A 12,476-nucleotide genomic window follows, 5' to 3' on the forward strand; every position below is an offset into this window, starting at 1 on the left:
CCCCACCCACCCCCCGCCCCCCCCCCCCCGGCGGGCGGTTCGCCCCCCCCCAGCGCGACCAACGCCCCCGCGGCGCGGGCCGCCGCGCCCCGGGGGCGGGGGCCCGGGGCACGGGGCGCTTCCCCGGCCGGGCTACTCGCGGGGGCGGGCGAGCAGCGCGGCGGAGGCCGGGTCGCCGACGCGGGTGGCGACCGCGCCCTTGACCACGCTCAGGGCGGCCGGCAGCGCCGCGACCGCCGCCGCCTTGAGCGCACCGATCGAGGTCAGGTCGAACTTGTCGGCCAGCAGCAGGCCGAGGAACGCCGCGGCGTACGTGGCGACGGTGCGCTCGACCAGGTCGAGGATGAACTTCCGCATGGTCAGGACTCCTTCGTGATGGAGGCCGGTGTGGTGCACGGTCTGCGCGCGACGGTCGCGCGGGGCGTTGCGTCGGGGTCGGCTGTCAGGGGTCGGAGGGCATGCGGCAGGCGCCGCCGGGGAGTTGCCGCCCCTCATGTACACGTTCACACCGCCGGATTCGACGACGGTCCGGCAGAAGAAAATCCGGCGGCCTCGCGCACACCGCAGAGGCCCGCCACCGAGGCCTCCCACCTGCCCGTCTACCCTGACGGTTATGACCGAGGCTCTGTTGAACCGCTACCGCAAGGCCGTGGAACCGCTGCTGGAACCGGGCGAGCACCTGCTGGACCTCGCGACCGTCGTACCGGTGGCCGGGGCGCGCGGCGTCGGGGACGGGCTGGGCGCGCGGGTCGGCAACAGGCTGGGGCAAATCGGCGCGGTGTCGGGGCAGTCGGGCAGCATCGCGAGCGGATTTCCGACGACCAGGGGCGGGACCCGGACCAGGCTGCTGGCCGTCACGGACCGCCGGGCCGCGTTCGTCACGGCGCTGGACGTCCGCAAGGCCGGCCAACTGCTGTGGCACGCGCCGCGGCAGCTGGTCCTGCGGGTGGAGCGGCGCCCGCGACTGCAGGCGATGGCGAGGTTCCGGCTGCACTTCGCGGACGGCTCCGCCGTTTCGCTGTACACCGCGCGGCGCCGCACGATCGAGGCCCTGGCCGATCACCTCGGACGCTGACCCGCCTCGACACCGACCAGCCTCGCCACCGACCAGCCTCGCCGCCGACCGGACGGTCCGGCGGTCCGGGCCCGACCACAGGGCCCGAACCGCCCTCCACCTCCCCTCCGGACTCCCACGGGCCGCCGCCCCGACCCGGTCCACCGTCGCCGACCGGCCGTCCGCGATCGGCGGGCCGATGCTCCGTGTCCGCCCCACGCGATACGGTTCGTGATCTGGCAACCGGAGGTGGCACATGGGTCGTTGGGGAATCGGGACGGGCTACGCCGAACTGCGCCGGCGCCGGGCCGAGCGGCAGCGCCTGGCGGCCGAACAGGGCTGGGAGTTCCGCGAGGAGAGCCCGGAACTGGCCGAACGCTGGCGCGACGCGGCGCTCTCCGGCGGCCGCGACGCCCCGCCGCGCGCCCGGTTCGCGGCCACCGGCACGCTCGACGGCCACCAGGTCACCGTGTTCGACCTGGTCCGCGGCCGGGGCGGCGGCATACGCACCGTCCACCTGGTCGAACTGCCCCGCCCGCTCCCCCTGGTGGTGGTCTCCCGCAACATGCTGGGCCCCGACCGGCTGCTGCCGCTGCTGCGCCGCCAGATCCTGCAGAAGCCCGGCCACCACCTGTACGAGAGCGGCGAGGAGGCGTACGACACCGTCCACCTGGTCGAGACCACCGACCCCGACGTCGCCGGGCGCCTGCTGACCCCGGCCGTCCGGGAGTTCGCCGACGACCACCCCTGGCTGGAGTGGCGCGTGGACGACCGCTGGCTCTGCTACGTCGGCTACAGCGGCCCCTCAGCGCGCACCGAGCAGCCGCTGGCCGTCCTGCGCTCGCTGACCCGACTCGTCGACCTCACCGACCCGGCCCTGTGGGGCAGGCCCCGCCCCGCACACACCCGCCGCCCCGCCCCCGCGGCCGCCACGCCGTCCACCTCCTCGGCCACGCCCACCGGCCCGGCCGCCATGCATCGCGGCGACCCCGCCCACACCGGCGTCCACCCCGAGGCCGCGGCCCCGTCCGGCTTCCTGCCCTGGAGCACCCGCCTGCCCGAACGCCCCACCAGCTCCCCCGTCGTCTACGCCGGGGCCCTCTACCAGAACGCCGGACAGCACTGCTACGCCCTGGACGCGCTCACCGGCGAACCGCGCTGGCGCCACGACGCGCAGGACCGGCTGACCCGCACCCCGGCCGTCGCGGGCGACACCGTCTACGTGGTCGGCGAGGACGGCCTGCTGTACGCGCTCGCCGCCGCCGACGGCACCGAACGCTGGAGCACCCGCGTCGGCGCCTCGGCCGCGCCCACCGTCGCCGACGGCGTGGTCTACACCGTCACCATGTCGATGTTCACGCTGCGCCACACCCGCCCCAGCACGCTGATCGCAACCGACGCCCGCACCGGCCGCCGGCGCTGGGAGCAGCACCTGCCGGACGGCTCCTGCTCGGCGGCCGCGGTGGCCGACGGCCTGGTCCATGTCACGGGCGTCAAGGGGCAGTTGGGTGCCTACCGGGTGAAGGACGGCAAGCGGGTCTGGTACGACGACAACGCCGAGCGTTACCTCGCCCTGTGTTCGCCGAGCGTCGCGGACGGCACCGTCTACCTCGGCACCGGCGCCGGCCTGGTGCACGCCTTCGACGCGGCGACCGGCAGGCAGCGCTGGGGCGTCGAGGTGGGCTTCAGCGCGATCGACGACAGCCCGGCGATCACCGACGACCTGCTCGTCGTCGGCGACTTCCGCACCGGCGTCCACGCCCTGAACCGGAGCGACGGCATGCGGCGCTGGCACCTCGCCGGCCCGCACGGCGCCTCCGCCGTCACGGTCGCCGGCGCCGACGCCTGGGTGGTCGGCCTGGCCCGCAACCGTTCGCTGCTGCGCCTCGACCTGGCCACCGGCACGGTGCACTGGCGCCGGGCCCTGAACGCCACGGGCGGCAGCCCGGCCTACGCGGACGGCGTGGTGTACGTGACCACTGCCAAGGGCACCGTCCTGGCGCTCGACGCCCTCACCGGCCGCCGCCCCGGCCGGCGGCAGCGGCGGCGGCTGTGACAGGTCGCGGGGAGCGGTCGCCGCCACCTTCATGGCGCGCCACCCCGCCCATCGTTGGCGGACGCGCTCGGCAATCGGGCTGGCACGCAGGGGAGTTGAGTACGGCAGCGGATTGCGGCGCGGGGTGCGGGCGGGACAGGGTGTGGGCGCAGACGCGCGTGCGAGTCGAGAGGACCCCTGCTGGTGAAGGCTTTCCTGGAGAAGGTGGCGACGAACCTCGTCTACCTCGTCGGCATGCTGGCGAACCCGCTCCTCAACGGCGCGCAGGAGCTGCGGGCGTCGCGCTGGCCCACCGAGCGGCGCAAGCTCAGGCTGATCGACTCGCCGACGGCGCGGGCGGCCCGGGCGGCGGAGCGGGAGCGGTTCCGGGGGCTGGTCGAGGCGCTGGGGGCGGTGGAGGGGGTCGAGCACGTGCTGACCCAGGTCCTGGACCAGTCCACCCGCCCGACCTTCCACGGCCTGGACCACCCCAGGGACACGCTGCTGGTCTGCCGGATCCACGCCCGCGCCTACTTCGTCGTCCGGGAGGACATCCTCGACGTCCTGCCCCGGATCGCCGCGGCGAACGTGGCCGACTGGCAGGCCCACGGCCAGGGGCCGGACCCGGAAGGGAGCCTCGACCACGCGCTGCGCTGGTACCGCGACGGCGGCATCGACGCCGACGGCCGGCGGATGCACTCCCCCTGCCTGTCCAGCCCCGGCGCCAAGCTGACCTGGGACCGGCCCGGCATCCCGCCCCGGGACCCGATCCCGGCGGGCCCGTACGTCAACCGGCTCTTCGTGCTGGAGCAGACCCCGCCGGACGCGGACGCGGCGCGGCTGCTGGCCGAGGCCCGCGCGGGCGGGCGGGGCACGGTCCTGGAGCTGGCGTTCGGCGCGAACTGGGTCGACCACTGCCAGTACCACAAGGTGGCGCGCGGCGGGTTCCTGGGGCGCGGACGGCTCTGAACGGGTGAGGGTTCCCGGCCCGGCCCCGCAGGCCGGGCCGGGAACCCTCACCCGTTCAGCCGCGGCTCAGCACTGGGGGCGGCGGCCGTGGTTGGCCCCGCGCCTGGCCCTGGCCTTCTTCTTGCGGCGGCGCTTCGACGACATGGCCACTCCTCTCGCAACCGGGACACCCGAACCGGGACGGCCCCGGGCTACCACCGTTCCACACCCGGGCGGTCCCGGCCCGTCGAGCGGCCTGCCGAGCGGCTCGTCGAGTAGCCGTCGAGTGGCCCGTCGATCCGCCTCCGCCCACCTCTGCCCGGCGCCGGGCGGCGTCAGTCGGGCAGGTTCCCGTTGCCGCCCAGGTTCGCCACCATGCGGCGCAGCACGTTGACCGTGGTCACGAACTCGTCGGTGCCGATGCCCTCGTGGGCGCGCTCGTTGACCTCCAGGTTGCGTTCGCGGGCGCGCAGGCGCCCGGCCTCGCCCTCCTCGGTGAGGGTGAGGGCCCCGGTGGCGTCCTCGGTGAGCCAGCCGCGGGCGATCAGGTCGTCGAAGACGGCGTCGAAGGCGGTGTCCTGGTCGTCGTAGGGGGTGAGCCGCTCGATCAGGGCCGTGCGGGTCCAGCCGCCGGGGCGGCCGGCGGCGTGGTTGAGCGTCCACCAGTGCGGCTGGGTGAGGCCTTCCACCGCCAGTTGTCCGCGCAGGCCCTCCACCACGAGGAGGCGGTAGACCTGCCCGGTCCAGGCCCCGATGGGCTGGGCGGCGATGACCTGCGGGTCGTACGTCTCGATCGTCACGTCCGGTACTCCTCTTCGGCTTCCCCTGATCGTCAGGGCACGACCGACCGTAGGACCTCAAGTCCGCTTGAGGTCAAGGAAGCTGACCCTGGTGTGGTCAACTCCCTTCTAGACCGGCCGACATGAAGACCGCACCGACGCTCGCCACCGCCCTCGCCCTGTCCGCGGCCACCGTGCTCACCGCGGCTGCCCCCGCCTCCTCCGCTCCCTCCTCCGGCCGGCGAGGTACCGCAACGCGGCCGCCTCCCGACAGCCCCCTGCCCCCGGCGGTTCGCCGGGGGCAGGGGGTGGGGGCCGGGGCCCGCGGGGGCCGGCCGTCAGCCGTGCGAGAAGGTGATGCGCGGCAGCACCCGGTCCAGCCGGCGCGGGGGTCGCCGGTGCGCCTCCCCCGCGCCCCCCCGCCAGCGCTAGCCGACGACCGCGTCCACCTCGACTTCCACCAGCCACCGCTCGTCGATGAAGCGCGACACCTCCACGAAGGTGGTGACCGGCCGGATGAGCGCGAAGCGCTCGCCGTGGGCGCGCGCCGCCTCCCGCCACTGGCTCATGTCGGTGAGCATGATGCGGGTCCGTACGACGTCCGCGAGCGTGGCGCCCGCCTCCCGCAGGGCGGCCTCGGCGATGTCCAGGCAGCGGACGGTCTGGGCGTGGACGTCGCCCTGGCCGACGGTCGTGCCGTCCTCGCCGAGCGGGGCGGTTCCCGCGACCGCGACGTAGTCGCCCTTGCGCACGGCCCGGGAGAAGCCGATCCGCGGTTCGAGGGGCGAGCCGGAACTGACTGTCTGTCGAGTGCTGTCCATCGGACCATGGTGCCGTACGGGGGTGCGCGTCGGGCCGTGATCACGGGCGGGTCGGGCGGGGCCTTCGGTCTCATCCGCGCGGGTTACCAGCGGGGGCCGAATCCGCGGGGAGGGGAGAGAAAGGAAGCCCGGCCCACTCCCCCACTCCCCCGCAGACCCGCAGACCCGCACGGAGGTACGGACAATGACCCAGAGCATCGCCAGGAACGACACCGAGCAGGACGTGGACGCCGCCGCACTCGTCGCGAGCGTCGAACAGGCCCTGGCCATGGCGCGCCTGCACCGGATCGCCGATCCCGAGGAACGCCTGGCCTACTACGACAAGATCGTCCCGAAATACGTCTACAACCTCGGCATCGCGAACAACGTGCTCCTGTTCGACCTGCTGAACGAGCACGTCTTCTCCAAGATCAAGCTGACGGAGCAGGACGCCAGGTACGCGCTGCCGCCCTACGGCGTGCAGGAGCTGCTCGACCCGATCACCAGGTTCCTGAACCTCAGGTTCCCGGACGGGATCGACCCGAAGGAGGACGTGTTCGCGACCGCCGGCGGTTCGGGGGCCCTGGAGTGCCTGGCGTTCGGGCTGATCCACGGCGGGGTGCTGAAGCCGGGCGACCGGGTCATGCTGCCGGCGCCGTTCTGGCCCGGCTTCCTGTGGTGCTTCGAGCAGCGGCCCGGGCTGCAGTGCGTGCCCGTGCGCCTCGACGGGGACGACCGCTTCACGCTGTCGGTGCCCGCCCTGCAGAAGGCGTACGACGCCGCCTCCGAGCCCAAGCCCAAGCTCCTGGTCCTGACGAACCCGCACAACCCGCTCGGCGTCAACTACGGCAAGGAGCTGCTGGACGACGTCTGCCGGTGGGCGCTGGACAAGCAGATGCACGTCGTCTCCGACGAGATCTACTCCTACTCGCAGAGCACCGGCACCGACGGCTTCCACAGCGTCCTGTCGACGGACGCCTACCGCACCGACCCCGACCGCATCCACCTCGTGTACGGGCTGACCAAGGACTTCGGGCTGTCCGGTTTCCGGATCGGCTTCCTCGTCTCCAAGTCGAACGACGTCCGCAAGGTCATGCAGGGCGACGAGACGCTGAAGTCGCTGGCCTGGTTCGGCCCGCTCGACTCCCTCAAGAGCGCCTACGTGCGCAAGCTGTTCGTCGCCGACGACGGCAGGCCGAGCGACTTCCCCAAGACGCTCATGGCGGAGTACGCCAAGCTCCTCAAGAGCGCGTTCGACCGCACCGCGAAGCGGCTCCAGGCCAAGAAGATCCCGTACGTCGGCGAGAAGGAGAAGTCCCGCAACGCCGCCCAGTTCTTCCTGCTCGACCTGAGCGCCTACCTGGACAAGGCGTTCCCCCCGGACCTGGTGTCGATCAACCACGAGATCGACCAGCGCGAGGCCCTCCTGGGGGCGTACCTGGCGAAGGACGCGAGCGTCACCCTGCTGCCCGGCGGGGAGATGCACTGCCCCAAACCCGGGTACTTCCGGCTGTGTTACACCGCCGACACCCCCGAGCACGTCGAGCAGGCCGTCGACAACATCGCCGCCTCGCTCGCGAAGCTCAAGCCCGCCAACAGCTGAACCCGACGCCGGGACCGGACACCCCGCACGGTGCACCAGGGCACCGTGCGGGGTGTCCGCCCGCGCGCCGCCCGCGCCGCCCGCGCCTCCACGCGCCTCCCGTTGATCAAATCGCTTGCGTCGTCCGATGATCGCCGTAGGCTGACGGACCATGGCATGCCGTATCAGTGAACTGGTCATCGAAGCCGCCGACGTCGAGCGGCTCGCCGCGTTCTGGAGTGAGGTGCTCGGCTACGTCGAGGTCGGCCGCGAGGGCGGCGGCTGCGTCGAGATCGGGCCGCCCGGCACCGGCTTCGGCGGCCCGCAGCCCACCCTCTTCTTCATCCCCAACAGCGAGCCGCGGCCCGGCAAGCTCCGGCTGCACATCGACGTCAACCCCACCGACCGCGACCAGGACGCCGAGCTGGAGCGGCTGCTCGCGCTCGGCGCCAAGCCCGTCGACATCGGCCAGCCCGCCGACGCCCACTGGCACGTCCTGGCCGACCCTGAGGGCAACGAGTTCTGCCTCCTGCGCACCCGGCTCCAGCCCGTCTGAGCCGCCGTACGCCTCCGGCCGTTCGACCGGCCGCCGTGAAGGCCGCTTCGTGCGCGGCTACTTCGCGCGCGGCTGGTTGAAGCGCAGCATGTTGCCCGACGGGTCGCGGAAGGCGCAGTCGCGCACCCCGTAGGGCTGGTCCATCGGCTCCTGGAGGACCTCGGCGCCGGCCGCGCGCAGCCGCTCGAAGGTGGCGTCGCAGTCGTCGGTGCGGAAGATGACGCCGCGCAGCAGGCCCTTGGCGAGGAGTTCGGCGGCGGCCCGGCGGTCGGCCTCGGAGGCGTGCGGGTCGGCCAGCGGGGGCTCCAGGACGATCTCCACGCCGGGCTGGTCGGGCGAGCCGACGGTGACCCAGCGCATGCCCTCGAAGGCGACGTCGTTGCGGACCTCGAAGCCGAGGACGTCGCGGTAGAAGGCGAGCGCCCGGTCGTGGTCGTCGACGGCGATGAAGCACTGCGCGAGTTCGATGCTCATGCCCCTCACGCTACCGTTCGGCGCCGCCCGCGCCCTGGGCTCCGTGAGCCCCCTCGGCCCCCTTGGCGTCCGGGCGCCGCACCGGGCGGGTGCGGACCTTGGCGACGCAGGCCGGGATCGTCGCGCCCTGCTCGTGGTCGCGGGCCCGGTAGGCGCTGGGGCTCTGCCCGACCAGCTCGGTGAAGCGGGTGCTGAAGGAGCCCAGTGAGGTGCAGCCCACCGCCATGCACACCTCCGTCACGCTCAGGTCCCCGCGCCGCAGCAGCGCCTTGGCCCGCTCGATCCGGCGGGTCATGAGGTAGCTGTACGGGGTCTCGCCGTACGCGGCGCGGAAGCTGCGCGAGAAGTGGCCGGAGGACATCAGCGCGGTGCGGGCCAGCGCCTGCACGTCCAGCGGCTGCGCGTACTCGCGGTCCATCCGGTCGCGGGCCCGGCGCAGCCGTACGAGGTCGTCGAGCGGCACCCGGCCGGCGGAGGACGACGCGGACGAAGGCGCGGGCGCGGGCGAGGCCGAGGCTGGGGGTGTGGGCGGGGGCGACACACCGGCCACCGTACCGGCCCGCACCGACAGGCGGTGTCCCCCGCCCGGCGCAGCCCGCTCGCGCCCGCCCCGCCGCGCCGACCACCCTGGGGAGGAACGGTCACGGCGAGAGGGCGGCGGGTGGACAGCGACGACACCTCCCCGCGCGCCCCCGGCAACGGGACGGTGGCGTTCGCGGTGCTGGCCGTCACCGCCGTCGTGCTGCTCGTCCAGGTGGTGGCCAGCGGCAGCAACTCCCGTCTGGTCCTGCAGCTGGTGCTGCTGCCCGCGCTGCTGGCGGGTCTGGGCACCGTCGCCCAGACGGTGGCCGCCTCGGTGTGGGTGACGGCCGTGATCGTGGTCCACTCGGTGCTGTTCCCGCCCGGGGACCTGTCGGCCCGCCTGGGGACCCTGCTGGTCGTGATCGCCGCGCAGGCCGCCGTGATCGGCCTGTGCGCGCGGCGGGTGCGGCGTGAGCGGCAGCTGTCCCGGATGCGGCAGAGCGCCGTGGCCCTCCAGCGCCAGCTGCTGCGCCCGCTGCCCGTCACCACCCCGGACGTGCGGCTGGACGGCCTGTACCGGCCGGTGGAGGAGGACGCCATGGTCGGCGGCGACCTGTACGACGTCGTCGAAACCCCGCACGGCACCCGGGTGCTGGTCGGCGACGTCCAAGGCAAGGGCCTGCCCGCGATCGGGACGGGCTTCGCGGTGCTGAGCGCCTTCCGGGAGGCGGCCTTCCGCGAGGCGCACCTGCCCGCCGTGGCCGACGCCCTGGAGGTGGCGGTAGAGCGGCACAACGCCTACGCGGTGCAGAGCGGCGAGCAGGAACGGTTCGTCACCGCCACCGTGCTGTGCGTCGGCGGCGAGGGCGAGGGCGACGGGGGTAGCCCCGGCGGGAACGGCCACGGCGGCGGGGCCGGGTATGCCACCGAGGTGCGGGCCGTCAACTGCGGCCACCTCTCCCCCTACCTGCTGCGCCCGGACGGCCGCGTGGAGCCCGTCCCCCTGGACGCCGGGGTCCCGCTCGGCCTCGCCTCCCTGGCCGGCCCCGGCGAGCCGCGCCCGGTACGGCGCTTCGCGCTGCCCGGGGACGGGGTGCTGGTGCTGCTCACCGACGGCATCACCGAGGCCCAGGACGCCTCCGGCGCGTTCTACCCGGTCGAGCAGGGCCTGGCCGACCTCACCGCCGTCCCCGCCGACGCCCTGCCCGAGGCCCTCGACCGGCGGGCCCGGCGCTGGAGCGGCGGCCGCAGCCGCGACGACGTCACCGTCCTGGCCCTGCGGCGCGCCCCCTGACACCCGGCCGTACGCCCGTGAGCACCGGGCCGTACGCCCCGTGGGCAGCCGGTCGTACGCCCGCGAACGCCCGCTCGTACCCCCCGTGGGCACCCGGTCTGCGGCCGTCCGCCCCGTGACCCCCTGCTGCGGGCTCCACCTGCGGCGATCTAGGGTGCTGGCATGATCCCCACACCGATATCCGACCCTGAGCCCCGCCCGCTCGACGGCCCGACGGACGACTTCCTGACCGACCCCGCCCAGGCGCTGCGGGTGATGATGCAGGGCAACGCCCGGTTCGTCGCGGGCAGTCCCGAGCACCCCAACCAGGACGCCGGGCGCCGCGCGGCGCTCGCCCCGGCGCAGCGGCCCTTCGCGGTGCTGTTCGGCTGTTCGGACTCCCGACTGGCCGCCGAGATCATCTTCGACCAGGGCCTGGGCGACCTGTTCGTGGTGCGCACCGCCGGGCACGTCACCGGCGCGGAGGCGCTGGGCAGCATCGAGTACGGGGTGAGCGTGCTGGACTGCCCGCTGGTGGTGGTGCTGGGGCACGACTCCTGCGGTGCGGTGGCGGCGGCGCTGGAGTCCCTGGAGCAGGGGCAGCTGCCGGGCGGCTTCGTCCGGGACGTGGTGGAGCGGGTGACGCCGAGCGTGCTGTCCGCCAGGGCGGCGGGCATCGAGGACGGCGACGAGATCGTGGACGAGCACATCCGCCAGACCGTGGACCTGCTGGTGGAGCGCTCGCAGGCGCTGGCCACGCGGATCGCCGAGGGGAAGGTGGCCGTGGTGGGCCTGTCCTACCGGCTGCGTGACGGTCGGGCCCGGCTGGTCGCCGCCCGGGGGCCGGTGGGCTGACGGCGGGTCCCCCGCCCCGTCCTCGGGAACTCCGGGAACGTTCCGGAACTGGATGTCCGATCACCGCCAGCGCCCTCGTCGGGGCGGCGGCACAGTCGTGACCAGCAACGATTCGTTTCCCGAGTTTCCCGAGTTTCCCGAGGACGGCAGTTCCCGTGCACAAGGTCATCGATCTCAAGGTCCTGTACTTCGGTACCCCGGTGGTGCTGATCGGCTCCCGCAACGAGGACGGCAGCTCCAACCTGATGCCGATGTCCTCGGCGTGGTGGCTGAACCAGTCCTGCGTACTGGGCCTGGGCGACAGCTCCCAGACCGCCGCCAACCTGCGGCGCGAGGGCGAGTGCGTGCTCAACCTGCCGTCCTCGGCGCAGGTGGACGCGGTGGACGCCCTCGCGCTGCTGACCGCCAACCCGCACATCCCCGAGTACCGCCAGCGCCAGGGCTACCGCCACGAGCGGCGCAAGTTCGAGGCCGCCGGGCTGACCGAGGTGCCCGGCGAGCTGGTGCGGGCGCCGCGCGCCGCCGAGTGCCCGGTGCAGTTGGAGTGCCGGGTGGCGTCGACGACGGCGCTGACCGGCAACGGGTGCACCGCCTTCGAGGTGACGGTGGTGCGCGCCCACGTCGAGGAGAGCCTGCTGGTGCCCGGCAGCGACCACTACGTCGACCCGGTCGGCTGGGACCCGCTGATCATGAAGTTCTGCGAGTTCTTCGGCGACGGGCAGCGCCTGTCCCCCTCCCGCCTCGCCGAGGGCTGGCAGATGCCCGGACGGCTGCCCGCCGCCGTGTGACGCGGCGTCCGCTCAGTCCTCGGCCCGCTGCCGCTCCTGCGCCTGCTCCTGCTCCTGCTCCTGCTCCTGCTCCTGCCGACGCTGCGGCTCCTGTCGGCGCCGCTGCCGGCGCCCGCGGACGCGGCGGCCGGCCGTGGTCGCCAGGCCGAGGACGAGCAGCCCCGGCTCACGCCCGCTCACGGCGCGACGGTGGCCCCGCAGGAGTCGCACACCCGGGTCGCGGGCAGTTCCAGGAAGCAGTTCGGGCAGATCGCCGGCGGGCGCGGCGGGGCGGTGGCGGCGGCCTTGCGCTCCACCGAGGCACGCAGGCGCGGTGCCAGGGCGGGGATGCCGCCGTCGGCGGGCAGGTCGGCGCCGAAGTGCCGGTAGCAGGCCAGTCGGGCGGCGGCCGCGTGCTGCTCGCGGTCCATCTCCGCGGCCACCGGCGGCTGCCCGGCCACCGCCAGCACCTCCTGGTAGCCGGGGCCGACCTTGCCGTCCGCGGCGTGCACCACCAGGGCCGTCAGCGGTGGGTCGCCGCGCCGGTGCGCCTCGCGGATCACCAGGGACAGCACCTTGCCGATCCAGTGCCGCTGGTTGATCCGGGTGCGCACCCCGGAGGCCTCCTGCACCGCCTCGGCCAGGTCCGGGTAGCTGATCACCGCGTGGTAGCGGCCTGCCACCTCCACCAGAGCGGGATAGGCCGCCCTGGTCCACACGATGTGCGCCTGGGTGGCGCTGACCGCCGACCCGTCCGACGCTCGCCAGTAGCCGTGCTGCTGCTCAGTCATCCGCCCGCCCCTGCCCGTTCCGTGTCCGTCTTGTCCGTGT

15 protein-coding genes are annotated in these 12,476 nt (G+C 74.2%); 8 read left to right on the forward strand and 7 right to left on the reverse strand.

All coding sequences use genetic code 11. The annotated features are described in order from the left end of the window. Window positions 1-132 precede the first annotated feature (132 nt). Complete coding sequence (locus ACWDBB_RS26190; protein WP_449791926.1) at window positions 133-357, reverse strand: holin; 225 nt, start codon at window positions 355-357, stop codon at window positions 133-135. Window positions 358-613: 256 nt separating this feature from the next. Between ACWDBB_RS26190 and ACWDBB_RS26195 the strand changes: the two genes are divergently transcribed. From ACWDBB_RS26195 to ACWDBB_RS26205, 3 genes are all read left to right on the forward strand, one after another. Then, window positions 614-1,075, forward strand: a complete 462-nt coding sequence (locus ACWDBB_RS26195; RefSeq protein WP_449791927.1) for a hypothetical protein — start codon at window positions 614-616, stop codon at window positions 1,073-1,075. Between the two features lie 235 nt (window positions 1,076-1,310). Further along, window positions 1,311-3,110: an outer membrane protein assembly factor BamB family protein gene (locus ACWDBB_RS26200; protein WP_449791928.1), complete on the forward strand. Its 1,800-nt coding sequence runs from the start codon at window positions 1,311-1,313 to the stop codon at window positions 3,108-3,110. A gap of 183 nt (window positions 3,111-3,293) precedes the next feature. Beyond that, window positions 3,294-4,058: a hypothetical protein gene (locus tag ACWDBB_RS26205; protein ID WP_449791929.1), complete on the forward strand. Its 765-nt coding sequence runs from the start codon at window positions 3,294-3,296 to the stop codon at window positions 4,056-4,058. A 314-nt stretch (window positions 4,059-4,372) separates the two neighbouring features. Here the strand turns inward: ACWDBB_RS26205 and ACWDBB_RS26210 are convergent, their stop codons facing one another. Then, window positions 4,373-4,837 carry a MarR family transcriptional regulator gene (locus tag ACWDBB_RS26210; RefSeq protein WP_449791930.1) on the reverse strand — a complete coding sequence of 155 codons (465 nt, stop codon included), beginning with the start codon at window positions 4,835-4,837 and terminating at the stop codon, window positions 4,373-4,375. Window positions 4,838-5,244: 407 nt separating this feature from the next. Beyond that, complete coding sequence (locus tag ACWDBB_RS26215) at window positions 5,245-5,637, reverse strand: RidA family protein (protein ID WP_449791931.1); 393 nt, start codon at window positions 5,635-5,637, stop codon at window positions 5,245-5,247. Between the two features lie 184 nt (window positions 5,638-5,821). Between ACWDBB_RS26215 and ACWDBB_RS26220 the strand changes: the two genes are divergently transcribed. After that, on the forward strand, window positions 5,822-7,219 hold the full coding sequence (locus tag ACWDBB_RS26220) for a pyridoxal phosphate-dependent aminotransferase (protein WP_449791932.1): 1,398 nt from the start codon (window positions 5,822-5,824) through the stop codon (window positions 7,217-7,219). A 151-nt stretch (window positions 7,220-7,370) separates the two neighbouring features. Further along, on the forward strand, window positions 7,371-7,754 hold the full coding sequence (locus ACWDBB_RS26225) for a VOC family protein (RefSeq protein WP_449791933.1): 384 nt from the start codon (window positions 7,371-7,373) through the stop codon (window positions 7,752-7,754). A gap of 57 nt (window positions 7,755-7,811) precedes the next feature. Here ACWDBB_RS26225 and ACWDBB_RS26230 read toward each other — a convergent pair whose 3' ends face one another. Together ACWDBB_RS26230 and ACWDBB_RS26235 are read right to left on the reverse strand one after the other, a co-directional pair. After that, on the reverse strand, window positions 7,812-8,228 hold the full coding sequence (locus tag ACWDBB_RS26230) for a VOC family protein (protein WP_449791934.1): 417 nt from the start codon (window positions 8,226-8,228) through the stop codon (window positions 7,812-7,814). Window positions 8,229-8,238: 10 nt separating this feature from the next. Continuing rightward, window positions 8,239-8,691: a helix-turn-helix domain-containing protein gene (locus ACWDBB_RS26235; protein WP_449791935.1), complete on the reverse strand. Its 453-nt coding sequence runs from the start codon at window positions 8,689-8,691 to the stop codon at window positions 8,239-8,241. A gap of 198 nt (window positions 8,692-8,889) precedes the next feature. Here ACWDBB_RS26235 and ACWDBB_RS26240 point away from each other — a divergent pair, with 198 nt between their 5' ends. The 3 genes from ACWDBB_RS26240 to ACWDBB_RS26250 all read left to right on the forward strand — a co-directional run bounded on the left by ACWDBB_RS26240 (window position 8,890) and on the right by ACWDBB_RS26250 (window position 11,666). Then, window positions 8,890-10,044, forward strand: coding sequence for a PP2C family protein-serine/threonine phosphatase (locus ACWDBB_RS26240; RefSeq protein WP_449791936.1), 1,155 nt, complete (start codon window positions 8,890-8,892; stop codon window positions 10,042-10,044). Between the two features lie 255 nt (window positions 10,045-10,299). Then, window positions 10,300-10,878, forward strand: a complete 579-nt coding sequence (locus ACWDBB_RS26245; RefSeq protein ID WP_449792006.1) for a carbonic anhydrase — start codon at window positions 10,300-10,302, stop codon at window positions 10,876-10,878. Between the two features lie 155 nt (window positions 10,879-11,033). After that, window positions 11,034-11,666 (forward strand): flavin reductase family protein, encoded by a 633-nt coding sequence (locus ACWDBB_RS26250; RefSeq protein ID WP_449791937.1) that lies wholly within the window; start codon window positions 11,034-11,036, stop codon window positions 11,664-11,666. 12 nt (window positions 11,667-11,678) lie between these two features. Here the strand turns inward: ACWDBB_RS26250 and ACWDBB_RS26255 are convergent, their stop codons facing one another. Then, entirely contained in the window at window positions 11,679-11,846 is a 168-nt protein-coding gene (locus ACWDBB_RS26255; protein ID WP_449791938.1) for a hypothetical protein, read from the reverse strand. Then, entirely contained in the window at window positions 11,843-12,436 is a 594-nt protein-coding gene (locus ACWDBB_RS26260) for a hypothetical protein (RefSeq protein ID WP_449791939.1), read from the reverse strand. The genes ACWDBB_RS26255 and ACWDBB_RS26260 overlap by 4 nt, the downstream gene beginning before the upstream one ends. Between the last annotated feature and the right edge of the window lie 40 nt (window positions 12,437-12,476).

This window comes from Kitasatospora sp. NPDC001095, assembly GCF_053598615.1.

Bases quoted from the DNA above. Each gene is read 5' to 3' on its own strand.
- ACWDBB_RS26215 (WP_449791931.1), bottom strand. From the start codon at position 5,637: ATGGACAGCACTCGACAGACAGTCAGTTCCGGCTCGCCCCTCGAACCG.
- ACWDBB_RS26225 (WP_449791933.1), top strand. From the start codon at position 7,371: ATGGCATGCCGTATCAGTGAACTGGTCATCGAAGCCGCCGACGTCGAG.
- ACWDBB_RS26245 (WP_449792006.1), top strand. From the start codon at position 10,300: ATGATGCAGGGCAACGCCCGGTTCGTCGCGGGCAGTCCCGAGCACCCC.
- ACWDBB_RS26190 (WP_449791926.1), bottom strand. From the start codon at position 357: ATGCGGAAGTTCATCCTCGACCTGGTCGAGCGCACCGTCGCCACGTAC.
- ACWDBB_RS26195 (WP_449791927.1), top strand. From the start codon at position 614: ATGACCGAGGCTCTGTTGAACCGCTACCGCAAGGCCGTGGAACCGCTG.
- ACWDBB_RS26230 (WP_449791934.1), bottom strand. From the start codon at position 8,228: ATGAGCATCGAACTCGCGCAGTGCTTCATCGCCGTCGACGACCACGAC.
- ACWDBB_RS26200 (WP_449791928.1), top strand. From the start codon at position 1,311: ATGGGTCGTTGGGGAATCGGGACGGGCTACGCCGAACTGCGCCGGCGC.
- ACWDBB_RS26220 (WP_449791932.1), top strand. From the start codon at position 5,822: ATGACCCAGAGCATCGCCAGGAACGACACCGAGCAGGACGTGGACGCC.
- ACWDBB_RS26260 (WP_449791939.1), bottom strand. From the start codon at position 12,436: ATGACTGAGCAGCAGCACGGCTACTGGCGAGCGTCGGACGGGTCGGCG.